General features: G+C 62.6%; 20 protein-coding genes and 1 tRNA gene. All 21 read right to left on the reverse strand.

The genetic code is table 11. The features are described 5' to 3' along the window. The coding region (locus M1617_07315) for an NADH-quinone oxidoreductase subunit L (GenBank protein MCL5888078.1) at nucleotides 1-1,285 on the reverse strand (1,285 nt) is incomplete at its 3' end. A gap of 3 nt (nucleotides 1,286-1,288) precedes the next feature. Further along, nucleotides 1,289-1,600 (reverse strand): NADH-quinone oxidoreductase subunit NuoK, encoded by a 312-nt coding sequence (nuoK, locus tag M1617_07320; GenBank protein MCL5888079.1) that lies wholly within the window; start codon nucleotides 1,598-1,600, stop codon nucleotides 1,289-1,291. Further along, nucleotides 1,597-2,109, reverse strand: a complete 513-nt coding sequence (locus M1617_07325) for an NADH-quinone oxidoreductase subunit J (GenBank protein ID MCL5888080.1) — start codon at nucleotides 2,107-2,109, stop codon at nucleotides 1,597-1,599. The genes nuoK and M1617_07325 overlap by 4 nt, the downstream gene beginning before the upstream one ends. Continuing rightward, the gene (locus M1617_07330; protein ID MCL5888081.1) at nucleotides 2,102-2,560 is read right to left on the reverse strand and encodes a 4Fe-4S binding protein; all 459 of its coding nucleotides are present in this window, start codon (nucleotides 2,558-2,560) and stop codon (nucleotides 2,102-2,104) included. The genes M1617_07325 and M1617_07330 overlap by 8 nt, the downstream gene beginning before the upstream one ends. 28 nt (nucleotides 2,561-2,588) lie before the next feature. Next, nucleotides 2,589-3,608: an NADH-quinone oxidoreductase subunit NuoH gene (gene nuoH, locus M1617_07335; GenBank protein ID MCL5888082.1), complete on the reverse strand. Its 1,020-nt coding sequence runs from the start codon at nucleotides 3,606-3,608 to the stop codon at nucleotides 2,589-2,591. Further along, complete coding sequence (locus M1617_07340; GenBank protein MCL5888083.1) at nucleotides 3,605-4,813, reverse strand: NADH-quinone oxidoreductase subunit D; 1,209 nt, start codon at nucleotides 4,811-4,813, stop codon at nucleotides 3,605-3,607. Before M1617_07340 ends, nuoH begins: the two co-directional genes overlap by 4 nt. Then, a complete protein-coding gene (locus M1617_07345; protein ID MCL5888084.1) occupies nucleotides 4,810-5,268 on the reverse strand; it encodes an NADH-quinone oxidoreductase subunit C in 459 nt (152 codons plus the stop codon). Before M1617_07345 ends, M1617_07340 begins: the two co-directional genes overlap by 4 nt. Continuing rightward, a complete protein-coding gene (locus M1617_07350) occupies nucleotides 5,243-5,740 on the reverse strand; it encodes an NADH-quinone oxidoreductase subunit B (protein ID MCL5888085.1) in 498 nt (165 codons plus the stop codon). Before M1617_07350 ends, M1617_07345 begins: the two co-directional genes overlap by 26 nt. Further along, entirely contained in the window at nucleotides 5,737-6,093 is a 357-nt protein-coding gene (locus tag M1617_07355; protein MCL5888086.1) for an NADH-quinone oxidoreductase subunit A, read from the reverse strand. The genes M1617_07350 and M1617_07355 overlap by 4 nt, the downstream gene beginning before the upstream one ends. 229 nt (nucleotides 6,094-6,322) lie before the next feature. Further along, complete coding sequence (locus tag M1617_07360) at nucleotides 6,323-6,940, reverse strand: ATP-binding cassette domain-containing protein (protein MCL5888087.1); 618 nt, start codon at nucleotides 6,938-6,940, stop codon at nucleotides 6,323-6,325. After that, nucleotides 6,930-7,865 (reverse strand): ABC transporter ATP-binding protein, encoded by a 936-nt coding sequence (locus tag M1617_07365; GenBank protein MCL5888088.1) that lies wholly within the window; start codon nucleotides 7,863-7,865, stop codon nucleotides 6,930-6,932. The genes M1617_07360 and M1617_07365 overlap by 11 nt, the downstream gene beginning before the upstream one ends. Beyond that, nucleotides 7,858-8,736 carry an ABC transporter permease gene (locus M1617_07370; protein MCL5888089.1) on the reverse strand — a complete coding sequence of 293 codons (879 nt, stop codon included), beginning with the start codon at nucleotides 8,734-8,736 and terminating at the stop codon, nucleotides 7,858-7,860. Before M1617_07370 ends, M1617_07365 begins: the two co-directional genes overlap by 8 nt. Then, nucleotides 8,733-9,719, reverse strand: a complete 987-nt coding sequence (locus M1617_07375; protein ID MCL5888090.1) for an ABC transporter permease — start codon at nucleotides 9,717-9,719, stop codon at nucleotides 8,733-8,735. The genes M1617_07370 and M1617_07375 overlap by 4 nt, the downstream gene beginning before the upstream one ends. A gap of 16 nt (nucleotides 9,720-9,735) precedes the next feature. Continuing rightward, nucleotides 9,736-11,361, reverse strand: coding sequence for an ABC transporter substrate-binding protein (locus M1617_07380; protein ID MCL5888091.1), 1,626 nt, complete (start codon nucleotides 11,359-11,361; stop codon nucleotides 9,736-9,738). Between the two features lie 251 nt (nucleotides 11,362-11,612). Further along, nucleotides 11,613-11,688: transfer RNA gene (locus M1617_07385), tRNA-Thr, on the reverse strand. Nucleotides 11,689-11,705: 17 nt separating this feature from the next. Then, nucleotides 11,706-12,860 carry a tpl protein gene (locus M1617_07390; GenBank protein ID MCL5888092.1) on the reverse strand — a complete coding sequence of 385 codons (1,155 nt, stop codon included), beginning with the start codon at nucleotides 12,858-12,860 and terminating at the stop codon, nucleotides 11,706-11,708. After that, nucleotides 12,845-13,978: a DNA polymerase III subunit delta' gene (gene holB / locus M1617_07395; protein MCL5888093.1), complete on the reverse strand. Its 1,134-nt coding sequence runs from the start codon at nucleotides 13,976-13,978 to the stop codon at nucleotides 12,845-12,847. Before holB ends, M1617_07390 begins: the two co-directional genes overlap by 16 nt. Continuing rightward, a complete protein-coding gene (gene tmk, locus M1617_07400) occupies nucleotides 13,975-14,628 on the reverse strand; it encodes a dTMP kinase (GenBank protein MCL5888094.1) in 654 nt (217 codons plus the stop codon). The genes holB and tmk overlap by 4 nt, the downstream gene beginning before the upstream one ends. Next, nucleotides 14,625-15,203 carry a FumA C-terminus/TtdB family hydratase beta subunit gene (locus M1617_07405; protein MCL5888095.1) on the reverse strand — a complete coding sequence of 193 codons (579 nt, stop codon included), beginning with the start codon at nucleotides 15,201-15,203 and terminating at the stop codon, nucleotides 14,625-14,627. The genes tmk and M1617_07405 overlap by 4 nt, the downstream gene beginning before the upstream one ends. After that, nucleotides 15,196-16,662: an MFS transporter gene (locus tag M1617_07410; GenBank protein ID MCL5888096.1), complete on the reverse strand. Its 1,467-nt coding sequence runs from the start codon at nucleotides 16,660-16,662 to the stop codon at nucleotides 15,196-15,198. The genes M1617_07405 and M1617_07410 overlap by 8 nt, the downstream gene beginning before the upstream one ends. Beyond that, on the reverse strand, nucleotides 16,652-16,905 hold a 254-nt coding region (locus tag M1617_07415; GenBank protein MCL5888097.1), incomplete at its 5' end, for a fumarate hydratase. The genes M1617_07415 and M1617_07410, both read right to left, overlap by 11 nt.

A 16,905-nucleotide genomic window follows, 5' to 3' on the forward strand; every position in this document is an offset into this window, starting at 1 on the left:
GCGCCACGTAGAATGCGGTGATGAAGCCGGCGAACAGTGCTCCGGCAGCGGCTAGATAATGTCCGTCCTTCGTGAGCACGAGGATGATCTCGTCTTTGGACCAGAAGCCCGAGAACGGGAAGATGCCGGCGAGCGCCAAAGAGCCGACAGCGAACACAGCCGACGTGATCGGTAGCGCCCGTGCGGCCCCGCCCATCTTGCGCATGTCTTGATTGTGATACGCGTGGATGAGCACGCCAGCTGCGAGGAAGAGCAGCGACTTGAAGAACGCATGGGTGATCAGGTGGTACATCCCAGCGATCACGCTACCGACGCCAAGCGCGATGAACATGTACCCGAGCTGGCTGATAGTAGAGTACGCAAGCACCTTCTTGATGTCGTGCTGGACCAGTGCGAGCAGTCCGCCGACTATCGCGGTGATCAGTCCCACTACCAGCACAACCTGCAGCGCGACCCCGCTGGCCTCGAATATCGGCATCGAGCGGGCGACCAGATAGACGCCGGCTGCGACCATCGTGGCTGCGTGAATTAGCGCCGAGGCGGGCGTCGGGCCTGCCATTGCGTCGGGCAACCACACATGCAACGGCACCTGCGCAGACTTGCCCATCGCTCCGAAGAACAGCAGCAACGCGACGGTGGTGGCTACTCCGGGAGCCCATTCGGCAGCCGAACCGAGCACCGCATCGAACTCGAAGCTGCCGACGGTCACGAACATCACGAAAAGCCCGATCGCAAACCCGATATCCCCGACCCGAGTCGTCAGAAACGCCTTGAGCGCGGCTTTGCGTGGCCCTTCCTTCTCGTGCCAAAAGCCAATCAGGAGATACGAGCACAGCCCCATGATCTCCCACATGATGTAGAGCATCAGGAAGTTATCGGCGAGCACCAACGCCAGCATGGCGGCGGTGAACAGGGACAGCACGGCATAGTACCAGCCCACGCGCGGGTCCTTGCGCATGTAGCCCAGAGAGAACACCTGCACGCAAAGCGCCACGACCGTGATTACGAGGAGCATCGCGGCCGAGATCGGATCGAGCCTAAGGCCCAGGTCGATGGTGCCCTCTCCGACCGTCGCAATGGGTATCGACTCGTGGTAGACGGGCTCGGCGGCCTTCTCGGCACCGCCCGGCCAGACCGCCGCAAACGCCATGAGCGATAGGACGAGGGACACTACGATTGCGCCCAGCGGCAGCCAGATCGCACGATTGCGAGCAGCACACGACAGCGGTAGCAGCGCGAGGAATGCGAGCGCCGGAAGCAGGGGTATGGCTGGGATGTATGTCACCCGCTACCCCTTCAATCTTTCCAAGGCCGAAAGCTCGACCGAGCGTGCATGACGATAGATCGCGATGACGATGGCGAGCGCCAGACCGATCTCAGCCGCCGAGACGACCATCGCGAATATGGCGAATGCCTGTCCGGTCATCGCCTCAGGTGTGACGAAGCGCGAGAAAGCCACAAGGTTCAAGCCGACGGCCACCGCCATCAGCTCCAGCGACATCAGCACCATCACAGCGCTGCGCTTCGAGAGTGCTCCATAAAGCCCCAGTGCGAAGAGCACCGCAGAAAGTCCCAGGAAAGCCTCGAGTCCGATGTTCATTTGCTGTCCTGACCTTTCGTCCACCAGACAGCCGCAACTAGTGCGGCCAGCAACACCAAAGCGGAGATCTCGAACGGCAGCAACCAGCCGCCCTCCATCGTGAACAGGACGACTCCCAGATCAGCAGTGTTCGGCGCCTCTGCCAAAGGCGCGACCTCAGGGAACGTCGCATTCGAAATCCCGTAATACATTATCCCGAGGAACACCGCTGCCAAGAGTGCCGCTGATGGCGAGAAGTCCAGGGACCGCACGGCATCCTCGCGTCGGCGAAGAGTCAGCATGATGACGAACAGCATCAGCACCGATACGGCGCCGGCGTAGACCATGACTTGGATGAGGGCGAGGAACTCGGCGGAGAGCAGCAGATAAAGGCCTCCGACAGAAAGCATCGTCCACAGCAGCCAGAACGCCGCGTACATGATGTTTCGTGAGGTAAGCATTCCAACGGCTCCACCGACGGCCGCTAGCGCCAACACCAAGAATGCGATCGTGTTCACGCTCTCACCCATCGGAGTCACCTCCCCTTGCATCCTTCGCGCCACCCGCTGCAGGAGCTTCCGAGGCCCGCTTGGCGCGCACGGGCGCTGCCGCTGGCTCGTCCACCATGAGGTCGACGGTCAGCTCATCCCTGGTATATTTCGCGAGCTCATAATCCTGGCCCATCTTGAGTGCGCCGAACGGGCAAGCTTCAACACACAGCCCGCACATCATGCAGGCGCCCATCTCATACCGCAGGTAATCGATGTGCTTGGATTTGTCCTCGGCAGTTGTGAATTGTAGGTCCAGTATGTGGTCCGGGCACGCGCGAACGCACGTCATGCATGCGGTGCACTTGTGTGCTCCCGACTCGTCGCGGACAACCTCAACGGCCCAGCGCGCACGCTCGGGCAGCGTGACCCTCTCGTACGGGTAGCGGACCGTGATCGGCCCCCGCAGCATGTTGCGCATGGTAATCCGCATGCCATTGAGTATCCCTTTGCCCCACACCTCAGCCCACCGGCCTTCCCAGGTCGAAGAGCTTGATGATGAAGCCGAAAACCAGGATCCAGGTGAGCACCGCAGGAATCAGAATCTTCCACGCGAACTGCATGAGGTGATCCATCCTGACCCGGGGCAGTGTGCCCCTGATCCACATAAGGACGAAAATGCCGACGTACACCTTGAGCATGAACACCACAGGCGCAATCGGGGCGAGCACCTCATCGGGAACGAACGGCAGCGTCCATCCGCCGAAGAAGAGAGTGACCGCCAATGCCGAGACGATGAAGGAGTTACTGAACTCCGATAGGAAGAACAAGCCGAACTTCATCGACGAGTATTCGGTCGCGAATCCGGCGACCAGCTCGGACTCGGCCTCAGACATGTCGAAGGGGGTCTGATTGACCTTGATCAGCGCAGACACGATGAAGATGATGAACGCCGGCCAGAACAGCGGGTTGGTGATGAACCACTGCGGAAGTATCCCCAACCAGGTACCGGATTGCGCCTCCACAATGCTGCTCAGATTGAGAGTGCCCACATACATGACCACAGGGAGGACCGAGAGGAGTAGCGGTATCTCGTATGCGATGTGCTGTCCTACCGAGCGCATGCCGCCGATCAACGACCACTTGTTAGCGCTGGCCCACCCGGCCATCAACAGTCCCATCGAGACCAAAGACATGACCACCAATGTGTATAACAGCCCAGTGTCGAGGTCCGTGACCATCCAGGTCGGCGAGAACGGAATAGCCGCGTACGCCATCAACGATGGGGTGAAGACAGCCGCCGGCGCGATGAAATAGAGTGCCTTGTCGACGTTAGTTGGCGTGATGTCTTCCTTGGTGAGCAACTTCAAGACGTCCATCGGCGTCTGCAGCAGCCCTTGTGGACCGACGTGGACGGGTCCGAGACGCTGATGCAGCCGACCGAGTACACGACGGAGCATGTAGATAAGGATCACGCCGTTCATGAGCATGAGACCTACAGCCGCCAATATGCGAAGAAGAGATGCGAGTTCAGGGCTCATCGGTCCACCTCTCCTAGCATGATGTCGAAGGAGCCCAACAACATACACGCATCAGCGAACAAGTGTCCCGGAAGGATCTCCTCGAACAGCTGACATGTGAAGAGCGAGGCGGCCCTGTAGTGCATGCGATACGGCGTGGTGCCTCCGTCAGTGAACAGGTGGATGCCGGTCTCTCCTCGGCTGGATTCGACTGAGGCGTACACCTCGCCGGCCGGGGGGCGCAGCACTTTGGGGACTTTGGCAGTGAACGGCCCGCCGGGCATCCCGCCCACGAGCTGCCTGATCATCCTCAGTGATTGACGCATCTCCTCCATGCGCACCGTGTAGCGGTCCCACGAGTCCCCTATGGTGCCTATGGGTATGTCGAACTCCAGCTCAGGGTATGCGTCGTATGGACGATCCCGGCGAACATCGAAGCCCAGTCCGGATGCCCGCAAGTTAGCCCCGGTCAGGCCGAAGGCCAGAGCGGTCTCTTTGCTCACGACACCGATACCCTTGACCCGCGCCTGAAAGATCTCGTTGCCACCCAGAAGCGCATCGTGCTCCTCGAGGTAGACCTCGAAGGTGTCGCAGAAGGAGAGGATTCTCGACTCGATACCCGTCGGCAGGTCGGCTACGACGCCTCCTGGGCGGACGTAGTTGAACATCATGCGCTGGCCGGAGATCTCCTCGAGGATGTCGAGCAGCACCTCCCGATCGCGCATCGCGTACAAGAACTGCCCCATCGCACCTGTGTCCAGTCCGAACGTCCCGAACCAGACCAAATGACTCGCCAGACGGGTCAACTCTGCCGTAAGCGTACGGATCCACGCCGCCTTTGCGGGTACCTCGATCTCCATCAGCTTCTCGACAGCCAGTGCAACCGCCTGTTCGCCATGGATCACCGAGACATAGTCCCCCCGGTCCATGAGCGTGCCGAGATGATCGAATCGTCGCGACTCTGCCAGCTTCTCGATCCCTCGGTGGAGGAAACCGATCGACACCTCTACGGTGACGACCTCCTCGCCGTCAAGCTCGACGATGAGGTGCAAGACTCCGTGTGTCGAAGGATGTTGCGGTCCCATGTTGACGATCAGGTGCTCCGTGCCGAGGCGATCCACGCCCTTCGGGATCCGACGGATGCCCTTGGGTGGCTCACCCGGGATGTACATCCCTTCGGGCGTCATCAGCCCGGATTCCGTGACTGTGAAGTGAGGTTCGGTCACCGGCTGCGCACCTCCTCGACGGTGCGGATCGGAACCGACTTGCGCAACAGCGGAGGCACTCCATCTGTTGTGAGAAGGCGTTTGGGATTGGGGTGATCGCTCAGGGTCAGGCCGTAGAGCTCAGCGGTTTCACGCTCTGGCATGAGCGCCGAGGGGTAAACAGTCCAAACGGAGTGCAGGTCGCCGTCGTGATCGAGGTGACAGCGTACGTAAAGCTCCTGGTCCCTGGAGTAGGAGCGCAAGTGATATGTGATCTCGATCTTTCCATCGACGTCACGACCGAACAGGTCGAGAAGCATCGCAAAGTCGAGCTCGCTGTCACGAAGAGCCTGCAGTATGGGCAGGGCGTCGCTTTGGTCGCAGGCGACGATGATACCGACCTGCGCATCGCAGACCGAATACTTGGACCCGAAGGATGTTAGCGCCCGATCAACGGCTGTCACGTCTGGCCTCAAGGCGCTCCTCCGCTCTTCCCCTGATCTTCTTCTGCAGCTCCCTGAAGGCGAAATGGATGGATTCCGGGCGCGGAGGGCATCCCGGAACGTACACATCCACCGGCAATATCTTGTCGACCCCCAAGAGCACATTGGGGTATTCGCGGAAAGGGCCTCCAGTGTTGGCGCATGCCCCGAAGGCAACGACCCACTTGGGCTCGGGCATCTGGTCATACAGGGTACGGACCGTCTCGGCAAGTTTGAGGTTGACGGTCCCAGCAACGATCATGACATCGGCCTGACGCGGTGAGGCGCGGAAGAACACACCCATGCGATCGAAGTCGAAGCGCGGACCACTTGCATGCATCAAGCCCTCGATCGCGCAACACGCGCTCCCGAAAGCCAGGTACCAAAGGGAGTTGCTCCTGGCATAGTCGAAGAGCTGTTCACTTTTGATGAAGGCGAGCGAATTCTCGCCTGTCAGCTTGTCTATCGCCACTCGAATGCACCCTCTTTCCATGCGTACACGAGTCCGATGTCGAGGATGATGACGAATATCGTCATGGCCCAAAGGACTTCCATGCCCATCAGGCCGAACGCGAGCGCCCAGGGAAAGAGAAATACCGTTTCGATGTCGAAGGCGAGAAAGAGCAGTGCGTATACGTAGTAGCCGACTCGGAACTGGACCCAGGGCAGACCGATGGGCTTACTTCCACACTCGTAAGTGGCACTTTTGGCCGCGCTGGGTGCCGACGGACTGAGCAGGTTGGAGGCAGTGACCGCGGCGGCTGTGAACAACAGCCCGACGATCACGAACATTCCTAGAGTCAAGTAGTCCTGCGGCATTCGGTCCCCATCCCTTAGGAACGATAATCACCGTGAAAAATGCATTTTGGCTGCATATTATGCCCGAAACAATGCATCTATAAACATCCGGCACGGATGATATCGGTGTAAGGTATCACGTGTTACAAGGTGAGGCAATACCAAAAGGCGACGAAATCCGTCTTGATCGGGTGTGGGCCGGGTCGTAGGTCAGTGTGGGGAGAAGTCTGCTTGGATAGCATCGATGCCTCTATGGCTCCGGCGCGTCGGCCGCCTCCAGAGCAACCGTCCGGTCGCACAGAGCGTCGATCAGCGCCCGCTCGTGACTGACAACGAGCACGCCGAGGCCACGCTGGTCCACGGTCTCGCGTACAGCACGCCAGAGCTGCGCCTGGGTGATCGCGTCGAGCATCGTCGTCATCTCGTCCGCGATGAGGATCCGGGTACTCGGCGAAAGAGTGCGTGCCACACAGAAGCGCTGGATCTCGCCGCCGGAAAGCTCACTGGGGTAGCGGTCCAGCCACTCGGGCTGTATGCTGAGCATCTCCATCGTATCTTCTGCCATCGACCATCCCTCACACATGATGTCGCGCATCCGCCATCGCGGGTTGACCGCGTGCTCGGGATGTTGCGACACGAGTTGCACTGGGCAGTACCCGGCACGCGGCAGTGCTGCACCGTCGAAGAGGACCCTGCCCTCGCGCGGGTCCTCGTGCCCTGCGAGCAAGCGCGCGAGCGTGGTCTTGCCGCAGCCGCTCGGTCCGAGCAGCCCCACCATCTCGCCAGCGCCCACGGTGATGTCGAACTTTCGGAAGACCCATGGGCCTGAACCGTAGCGAAAACCGACGGCACGGGCTTCAAGTGACATGGATGCACCTCACCGTCCCGTCTCGCACGTCACGAAGCGCTGGGCGCTCCTCGGCGCACTCGCGCGTCGCACGGTCGCAGCGCGGGTAGAACAGGCAGCCGTTCGGCAGGTCGCCGTAGGACGGCTGGGCGCCCGTCATGGGCGTGAAACCGTTACCCGGAAGCGCACGCCAGAGCGCGTGCGAGTACGGATGCCGGAGCGCCTCGCCGTCTGACACGAAGTCGCGCGCCGGACAGACCTCCACGGCGGTCCCTGAGTATAAGACCGCGATCCGGTCAGCGATGCCGATAGCGGTCTCGATGTCGTGCGTGATGAGCATGACGCCCCTGCCCTCGTCGGCAAGCTCGCGCAGATGCCGCATCGTCTCCGCGACCGCCTCGGGATGGAGTCCCGGCGTGGGTTCGTCGGCGATGATGAGCGAGGCACCGGAGACCACGGCGGTCGATAGCAGCACCCGACGAAGCATCCCGCCGGAGAGTTGTGACGGGAATGAGCGCTCGACCTCGGACGTGAGGCCGTAGCGTGCGAAGACATGCCGCTGTGCCTGCGTCCGGCTCCCGTTGCCGTTGTCAGGCGCTCCCCAGCGGACTTGTGGGCCCACGCGCATGAGCGGGTCGAGGAACGTGACGGCCTGTGGCACGAGCGCGATCTCGCGCCCGCGTGCTTGCCGCTGGCGATCGGGCGTGAGCTCTTCGCCACCGAAGAGCATGAGGCCGCTTACATCGGCGTTGCCAGGCAGGATACCGAGGACGGTGTGGGCGAGCAGGCTCTTTCCCGAGCCGCTCGAGCCGATGACCGCGAGTACCTCTCCTCGGCGGACATCCACCGAAAGCCCGCTGAGCACTTCCAGCTTTTGGCGACGCAAACCGGCTTCATATCGCGTGAACGACACCGAGACGTCGACGATCTCGAGGAGATCACTCATGCGCTGTCCTAGGGTCAAGAAGTGCTCGGGTGTTGTCGCCAAGGATATCGAACGCACGGACCATAGCGAGCAGTGCCAGACCTGGGAAAAGCGCCAGCCACCAGCGCCCAGTAGACAGGTGCATCATGGCCTCGGCAAGGATGATCCCTACGGCGGGTTCATGGGGCGGGAGGCCGAAACCTAAGAAAGTGACCGCCGCCTCGTGCAATATGGCATGCGGGAACAACAAGATGAGTCCTACGAGGAACTGCGGGAAGACGTGTGGGAACATATGGCGGGTGGCGATGTGCAGGTTCGATCTGCCTAGTCGGCGCGAGACGCGCACGAACTCCGACCCTCGCAGCGCCAGGATCTCGGCGCGTATGATCCGGGCGAGCGCGGGCCAATGCGTCAACACGATGCCGATGATGACCCCGCAAGCACCCCCTCCGAACGCAAACGAGATGAGTATCAGTAAGACGATATGCGGAACGCTGAGGAAGAGATCGATGAGCCACGAGACAGCTGCGTCGGCCGCCTTTCCGAGTGTGGCCGCCGCCATGCCGAGGGCAAGTGCTAGGAGCGCGCTCACGCTTGCCGCCGCCATGCCGAGGGCGAGGCTCGTCGTGAGTCCGCGAGCAGTGCGCGTGAGCATGTCGCGGCCGAGCCAGTCGGTACCGAAAGGGTTCGCGAGCGAGGGTGCCTGGTTCCTCGCGCCGAGGTCGGTGGCGAGGCGTGTGTCGGGCAACAGCACCCCCGCCGCAACGATCACGCCGAGCGCGAGGGCGGCCAGCGCGGCGGTCAGGAGCGTGCGCTGGCGCCCGCTGAGAGCAAGGCGGCTGCACGATACGCGACCGGCACTCGGGTGCGTCTGGGGGGCGGCCCCGTTCATGAGGGCGCCTTTGCCCTGGTGCGCGGGTCGATCGCGCGATAAAGCAGGTCAGCGACCAAGTTGCCGACAAAAACGAACAGCGTGCTCACGATGACGGCACCGAGCAAGAGCGGCACGTCCCCGTGAAGCCCGGCCTGCACCGTCGCCTGACCGAGCCCGGGATAGGAAAAGACCTGCTCGGCAATGACCGCGCCCCCGAAGAGTTCGCTGAAGCCGACGAACTGCAATGTCAGAGCGGGCAGCGCGACGTTGCGCAGTCCATGGCGGAGGATGATGCCGGTCTCGGATTCACCGCGAGCGCGCGCGAACATGGCATAGTCACTGGCCAGGACATCGATGAGCTTCTGCCGCGTGTGTAGCGCGATGTTCGCCACGCCGATGATACTCAGGGTGAGCGCGGGCAGGACGAGGTGGCGCAGGCGATCGAGCCAGGTGACGTCCTCGGCAAGCATGCCCGCGGGCGATGCGAGTCCCACTGGCAGGAGGCCGAGCCACACGGCAAAGACCATCAGCAGCAGCAGACCGAGCCAGAACGCCGGGGTCGAGGCGAGCGTGAGGCAGTACCACCTGATGACCCGGTCGATCAGCGTACCGCGGAACCGCCCCGCGATGACGCCGAGCACGAACCCGAACACGCCCGAAAGCGTCCACGCGGTCCCCATGAGGGCGAGTGAAGCCAAGAAGCGCTCGCCTATCACCGTCGAGACCGGCTGCCGGTAGATCATCGAGGTCCCCATGTCTCCCCGGGCAAGCGATGTGGCCCAAAGCACGAACTGCTCGACCGGGGGTTCGTCAAGTCCCCAGCGCTCGGCGATCGCTGCGCGCTGATCGGGGCTCACGAGCATCATATCGGCACCCACATAAGCCTGCACCGGATCGATGGGCGAGATGTGCATCAGCCAGAACGAAAGAGCGCATACTGCGACAAGCAATGTAGCGAGGCGCAACGTCTTGCCTGCAAGGTATGTCAGGACGGCGGTCATGCGTTTACTCCAGCGATCACTCCAAGCGCCAGTCGGTGATGTTGGCTGTTATCGGCCAACCGTGCCCGTGAGGCTGGATGCGGCTGTCTCCGATATCGAGCCTGTCAGCGACGAAGAAACAGTGGTCGAGGTTCACAAGCCAGCACCATGGGGCGTCGGCCAACCCCGAGATGCCTGTTGCACCGTCCCACTGTGCTTTGCGCCACAGGCCGAGAGCCTCCTCCTCATCGATCGCCGCAAGCGCCTGGTCCATGTAGGCGTCGACGACGGGGTTCTTATAGAAGCCGGGGTTCCACCACTCCATACCGGAAAGGGTACCGTGATGAAGGTTGTACATCTCGATGGGGTCGTGACTTCCCCACCCGAAGAGAACGGCGTCCGAGTGCATCGCCATCCGGATCTCGTCCCAGCTCTTGCCTACGGGCGTCATCTCGATGCCGATCTGCCGGATCTGGTCGGCGACCGCGAGCGCAAGAGACTGGCGGATGATGTCATCAGCCGGATAGATGAGTTCGAAGCGGGCTTCCAGTCCGTTCTTCTCGCGGACGGTGTAACCGAGGCCTTTGATCCATCCGGCTTCGTCGAGCAACGCCTTGGCCCCTTCGAGATCACCGTCTTCGAACACGACGGCCGGGTTCGACCAGGGCAGTCCGTCCGATACCGAGAAGGCGGGGAAGCCGAAGCCCTCGAGCACGCCTTCGACGAGAGCGTCCCGGTCGACGGCGAGGTTGATGGCGCGGCGGATCGCGACATCGGAAGTGACATCGTTGCCGATCGGGGCACCATCGCCAGTGGTCTCGCCCTCGTCCGGGAGGAACGGGAACATGATGCCGCGATTGTCGACGCTCGGAACGGGGATCAGTCGCATCCCGGCGATGTCCTGGCTCGCGAATGCAGCAGGCACCGCAGCGACATCGAGCTCACCCGCTCTCGCCGCAGCGAGAGTGGCGTCCTCGTCCATGAACAGGAACGTGATGCGCTGAATCTCGACAGCACCGCCGTGGTAGTCCGCATAAGCCTCGACGATCAACTGTTGCCCCGGGCTCCATTCGACGAATCGATACGGGCCGGATCCTATCGGCGATAGCGCGTATTCTGGCCCGTAGGCGTGCCGAGGCACGATGCCAAGGGATATCAGCTGCACCACGAAAGTCGAGCGTGGTTCACTTAGCGTGAAAACGACCGTGGTGTCATCGGTCGCCTCGGCGGACTCCATGACGCCGAGATCGACGATAGAGCCGCTCTCTTTCGCCGTGTTGAACGTGAACGCCACATCGTGCGCCGTGAGGGGCTCGCCATCGTGGAAAGTCACGTCGTCGCGGATGGTGACCGTCCACGTCAGCCCGTCTTCGCTCACCTCGTGTCCTGTGGCCAGGTCGTTGACGATCCCAAGGTCATCGTTGCGTGCGAGCAGTGTACTCTGGAACAACGGGCTTCCGTCCCGCCCCCAGCCGAAGATGGGATCGAATCCTGCCTCGGGTTCGCCACCAAGCGACACGACGATCTCAGCGGGCTGCCCTTCGGTTGACGCCGTGGGCGCTTTTTCCGGGCCGGTGCGCGCGCACCCGGAAGCCAACAGCGCGAACATGAGCATGGCGACGATGATGGCGCCGAGCCTCGAAGCATTTGGACGCAGATACATGATGCCGACCCCGTTCTGTCCGCTGTGATGTGGCAAGGATACCAGAATCACATACCGATTGTGTTACGAATTTGCAGATTATCACACAACCCTGGATGGCATAAGGGGCATGCCTCAAACGAGAGGCCATCGACGCGCTCGGAAAAGCCCGGAGAGAGGCCCGTACGGCAATAGGAGAATGGATATCACGATTGCGGCTCCGATGAATGCACCATTGAGCCCATCCTAGACGCGTTTCCGCAGGTGAAAGATGGAGCCGACGAGGGGACTCGAACCCCTGACCTACGCATTACGAGTGCGTTGCTCTACCAGCTGAGCTACGTCGGCATCCCGGTAGCGGGAAACTACTCCTTGGCGGGAGCCCCGGAGGACCCGCCCGACCCGCCCGATCTCCGCCTTCTTCGTCTGCGTCGAGGCGCCTGTTCTCCCGAAGGCGGCTCGGCGGCGGCAGGTGTCTCTTCCTTCGGCCCTCGCCGAGGACGTCGCTTCGACTCGCGCTTAGGCTCCGCCTTCTGCTCGCCCTTCGGTTCGCTCTTGCTGCGCGTGCTCTCACCGCGCGGTCTACGCGGCTTGGGCTCACCAGCGGGCTCCAGCAAAGGTCGGTCGCCTTGCGTCAGCATCGACATCGCCTGTGCGGACAGCGAGACCTTCGACTCATCGAGTGCCTCGCGGTCGATCGAACACGGGCACCCTTTGTCCTTGCCGCACTTCATCGCCGCGAGCGGTACCGTGATCGACCCCGCCTGGGGGATTCGCACCGTGACTCGCTCCCGCGGAGTGTGGAGCTCCGCCACGGCACCTTCGCCGACTGGCGTGTCGATCTTCTCTCCCTTGCGAGGCGCACGCGACTTGAAGTCCTTGTAGGCTTCGACCTCGTACCGCAGACAGCACATGAGTCTGCCGCACAATCCGCTGATTTTCAAGGGGTTGAGAGACAGATCCTGCTCCTTGGCCATCTTGATGGAGACCGGCTGGAACTCTCCCCCGCCGAAACGGGAGCAGCAGAGTTGCTCGCCGCAGTGTCCGCACCCGCCGACCATCCGGGCTTCGTCCCGAACGCCGATCTGACGCATGTCCACTCGGACCTTGAGCTCCGACCCCAGATCCCTGACAAGGTCGCGGAAGTCGACTCTGTCCTCGGCGGTGAAATGGCAGATGACCCTGTCCCCACTGAAGGTATAGGTCGCGTCGACAGGCTTCATGTCGAGCTTGTGCTTATTGATCGCCTCCCGGAACTTCGCGCGGGCGACCTCCTCCTTCTCGGCGAGTTCGCTTGCCTGCCGAACGTCGTCTTCGGAGGCGCGGCGGATAACCGGCTTGAGCGGAGCCGCAAGTTCTGCGCGTTCCACCTCGCGCTCGGCCTCTTCGATCACGCCGATCTCGAGTCCGCGCTCGGTCTCAACGATGACGGATTCACCGACCGCCAGCGGCAGTCCCGCCGGGTCGAACCATAGTGTCTTTGACGCTAGTCGGAGTCGTACTCCTACGATCGCGGGCAAAGCAGAACCTCCCGAATGTCGAATAGCATTGCATCGATAGCCATTTGCGAGCTCACATTATACGAGATTCGCCGACGGGCCTCACGAACCGCCGCCAACGCACGATTCGCAGCCGGCGGAGTGATGACCGCCGCAACCTCATACATCGCGTCGATGACGTCTATATTCACTACCATGTCATCCAGGTGCTGCGAAAGGGCCAGACAATCCCGAAGCCAGCTCTCGGTGATGCTCAGCACCTCTCCGACGGACTCGCGCTCCCGTGCAGTAAGCTCGCGCTTATGTCGGATCTCGAGCGCCTTCCCTTTCGACTTGCCGAAGATCTCTTCGCGCTCTTTGACCTCGGCGGCCTGAGCGATCTTGACCTCTTCCAGCGGCGCGTTCACGAGCGTCAGCAGATCCTTGGAGGCTTTCAGGACATCGAACCCGTCGTAGACCGGAAGATCTTTGAGTATAGCAAGGATTCGCACCCGTGCTTCTCGGCGGGAAGAAGAATCGAGGAACTCCACGGCGCGGGCCAGGACTCCACCGGTCGCGGCCAGGGCGGCCTTCGCTTCTTCGGGAGCAGCACCGGTCTTCTCGGCGAGGATCGCCTCGGCGGTCTGCGGGGCGATCTGCGAGAAGCGCACGACCATGCAACGCGAGGCGATTGTGGGCAGGACCGACTCGAAGTGCGGCGCGAGCAGGATGATGGTCACGCCCGGCGGTGGCTCCTCGAGTGTCTTGAGGAACGCATTGGCGGTCGAGTCGCTCATGAGGTCGGCCTGCGCTAGCACATAGACCTTGCGCGAGGATTCGACGGGAGCTAACTGGATGTCGCGGATCAGCGGGCGAATCTGCTCGTCCAGAAGGTAGCTGGCGGTGCCTTCAGGTTCCCACACCTGCACGTCCGGGTGGACGCCTTTCTTGATCCGGTTGCACGCCGAGCATGCCCCGCATCCGTCATCCCCGCACATGATCGCGCAGGCGAAAGCCTTGGCGGCGCTCTTCTTACCCGTCCCGGGCGGCCCCACGAACAGGTATGCGTGGGCGATGGTCCCTTCCCGGACGGACTTCTTCAGGTATCCGGCGGCTTTCTTCTGGCCGACTAGGCGGTCCAAGACACAGCGCGCAATCACCTTGGTCGTCCTGTGAGCAGCATGTTGATCACAGGCAGTCGGCGCACTGCGGCTATCACCCTGTCGTGGACATCCTCTATCGTTCCGGCCGCATCGATGAGCGCAACACGGGAAGGCTCGCTTGCTGCGATTGTACGAAAGCCCTCCTGTACCCGCCGATGGAACGCGATGTGCTCCGCCTCGAGCCGGTCGGCTCCGTTCTTGACAGCCCTAACCAGCCCGATGTCGGGATCGAGGTCGAGGACGAAAGTGAGGTCGGGAACGAGGCCCGTCGTGGCGAACGCCGAGAGCGCAGAAATCTCCTCGAGTCTCAGTCCTCGGCCGAAGCCCTGATACGCCAGCGTCGAATCGGCGAACCTGTCGCACAGCACGATGCGTCCTGCGGCCAGATCGGGCTGGATGCGTTCGGCGACTAGCTGTGCGCGAGAGGCCTGGTAGAGCAGAAGCTCTGTCTGGATCGTCATCTCGCCGAGAGCCGGGTCGAGAAGCACATCTCGGACCCGTTCGCCGACTTGCGTCCCGCCCGGTTCGCGCATCACGACGACTGTCAGCCCGCGCTCCTCTAGAAGCTTGGCGAGCAGTTCGATCTGCGTCGACTTGCCGCAGCCCTCGCCGCCTTCGAAGGTGATGAACACGCCGCGGCCGCTCATGGTGTCGCCCCCGTCGCGACGGCGGCCCACTCGGTGGCGGCGGTCGCATAGAGGTCGTTGCCGTGCGCGTCTATCGCCACGATCGCCGGGAATTCCGCGAGCGTGAGGCGCACCAGCGCCTCGGGGCCCAGATCCGCATAGGCTACTGGCGTCGCATCCAGGATCCTCGTGCCGAGCAGCGCAGCGATCCCGCCGACCGCAGCGAAGTACACAGCCCCGAAGCGCTCGCAAGCGGCTCGGACTTCCTCGGATCGTGGTCCCTTGCCGATCATCGCGACGGTTCCGGCCTCAAGGAGCACGGGCGTGAGAGCATCCATCCGCGAGGCGGTCGTAGGTCCGATCGAGCCCGCCGGTCGGCCCGGAGCCGCGGGGGTGGGCCCCGCGTAGAAGAGCGTCTGTCCAGCAAGGTCGAACGGCAGGGCGCCGGGGGTCGCTCGGACCGCCTCGGCAAGCCGGAGATGCGCAGCGTCCCGCGCGGTGAAGACGACACCAGAAAGCAGGACCTCGTCTCCGGCCTTCAACGAGCGGAGTGCGTCAGGTCCTGCAGGCAGATCGAAGGATATGGGTTCAGGCATCCAGGGTACTTTCGTCGCGGTTGCGCCAGTTCAGTGTGCGAAAAGCATACACTGCCGAGGCAAGCACTACCAATGCCGCGATCTGCAAGCTGAGTTGCGATCCAGTGGGCAGCGGCAGACCGGGGTCGAGCGCCAGGAAGCGCGAGGCGACTTCGGCGAGTCGCGCCACAAGGTCGCCGAGTGGCGCCATGATCACCATCGAGAGGGGTAGCGCAACCCTGACAAGCGATTCGAGTGCGGTGAAGACTCTGCCGCGGATCTCGTCGGCAACGTTCCTGATGACGTAGGTGTTGCCGGCCACTGTGACCGCCGCGATGCAGGCCCCGGCAACCGCAGCGCACAATCCCGCCAGCGCGTAAGTGGTAACCAGCGAGAACACCGCCATCGCCACGCCGAAGCCGACAACCCCCGCGAGCAGCAGTCGCTGGAGAGACACCCTCGCCGCTAGCTTGGGGACCCACAATCCGCCAGCCAGCATCCCGGTCGCCAGAAACAGCAGCATGAAGGTCTGTGGCGCAGCGACCAGAGTCTCGAGGAACTGGACCTCGCCCAGTGGACCGAAGCCATCTCCGCTCAGATTGCGCTGCACATGCACGAGGCCGACGGGGACGATCGTCCCTCCGCCGAGGATCGCCAGCCCCACGGTGACCATGAAGCCACGCAGCTCGCGGTGGGCTCGGAGGAAGTGGAAGGACTCGAGTACGTCTCGGCCGATCAGGCGGAAGTTCAACCGCTCAGCCGTGCGCTGCACACGCGTGTCGCCCTTGATGCCGACGATCAGAGCCGCCGAAAGCAGGAAGGTGAGTGAGTTGATGAACACTCCGGCGCGTGGGCCTAGAAGTGCCGGAGCGAAGAGGCCGACCAAGCTTGCCACAATGGGAAGATCGGCTGTAATCACGCCTCTGACGATCGACTCGAACCCGGCGAGCACCGCGCCCGAGGCCGCCAGGCCGATGACCATGCTGGCCTGTTGGGTGGCGTATGCAAGGCCCTGAGCGGCGGGAACGTCCTCCCGCTTGACCAGGCGCGGAATGAGGGCGCTTCTCGACGGGAAGAAGAAGAGCGAAGCGATCTCCATGAGCAGCACCACGAGATAGATGGCTGCCAGGTTGTTGGTGAAGAACAGCGCCAGCGTCAGGACCGCCCTGACGATGTCGGCGACGATCATGGTTTTTCGTCGGTCGAAGCGATCGACCAGAGCGCCTATGAACGAGGAGAGGAACAACGCAGGGACGATCTTGGCGATCAGGATGCCCGCAACCGCCAATGCCGAGCCACCCGAAAGCGCGGTGACAAGGGGCATCAAAAACCCGATGACCAGCCAGTCCCCTACTCCGCTTACGAACTGCGCAACCCACAGCCTGCGAAAACCCCCGTTGCGAGCGAGCCGCCTGTACGCGCCGCGCGCCGTCTCTACCGCCTCGTGCGTCTGTAGCGGTAGGCCCCTCTCAGCTTCCAACGACTTCCACGCTCACAGACCGGATGGCGCAGCAGCCGAGGTTGACCGCAACGGGCATCGACGCGATGTGCGACGGGGCCGTCTTCACGTGGACCGCAAGGGCCGTGATGTCACCCCCGAAGCCACCCGGGCCGATGCCTGTGGAGTTGATCGCCGAAAGCAGCGCGGCCTCCAGCTCCGCATGGGCCTGGCTTTCGGCGGGCTTGCCGACAGGCCGAAGCAGCGCCTGCTTCGAGAGCTTCG

The sequence above is a fragment of the Actinomycetota bacterium genome (assembly GCA_023488435.1).
Lineage (GTDB): Bacteria > Actinomycetota > Coriobacteriia > Anaerosomatales > UBA912 > UBA912.

Bases quoted from the DNA above. Each gene is read 5' to 3' on its own strand.
- nuoK (MCL5888079.1), bottom strand. From the start codon at position 1,600: ATGAACATCGGACTCGAGGCTTTCCTGGGACTTTCTGCGGTGCTCTTC.
- M1617_07325 (MCL5888080.1), bottom strand. From the start codon at position 2,109: ATGGGTGAGAGCGTGAACACGATCGCATTCTTGGTGTTGGCGCTAGCG.
- M1617_07330 (MCL5888081.1), bottom strand. From the start codon at position 2,560: ATGCGGATTACCATGCGCAACATGCTGCGGGGGCCGATCACGGTCCGC.
- nuoH (MCL5888082.1), bottom strand. From the start codon at position 3,608: ATGAGCCCTGAACTCGCATCTCTTCTTCGCATATTGGCGGCTGTAGGT.
- M1617_07355 (MCL5888086.1), bottom strand. From the start codon at position 6,093: ATGCCGCAGGACTACTTGACTCTAGGAATGTTCGTGATCGTCGGGCTG.
- M1617_07360 (MCL5888087.1), bottom strand. From the start codon at position 6,940: ATGTCACTTGAAGCCCGTGCCGTCGGTTTTCGCTACGGTTCAGGCCCA.
- M1617_07365 (MCL5888088.1), bottom strand. From the start codon at position 7,865: ATGAGTGATCTCCTCGAGATCGTCGACGTCTCGGTGTCGTTCACGCGA.
- M1617_07370 (MCL5888089.1), bottom strand. From the start codon at position 8,736: ATGAACGGGGCCGCCCCCCAGACGCACCCGAGTGCCGGTCGCGTATCG.
- M1617_07375 (MCL5888090.1), bottom strand. From the start codon at position 9,719: ATGACCGCCGTCCTGACATACCTTGCAGGCAAGACGTTGCGCCTCGCT.
- M1617_07380 (MCL5888091.1), bottom strand. From the start codon at position 11,361: ATGTATCTGCGTCCAAATGCTTCGAGGCTCGGCGCCATCATCGTCGCC.
- tmk (MCL5888094.1), bottom strand. From the start codon at position 14,628: ATGAGCGGCCGCGGCGTGTTCATCACCTTCGAAGGCGGCGAGGGCTGC.
- M1617_07405 (MCL5888095.1), bottom strand. From the start codon at position 15,203: ATGCCTGAACCCATATCCTTCGATCTGCCTGCAGGACCTGACGCACTC.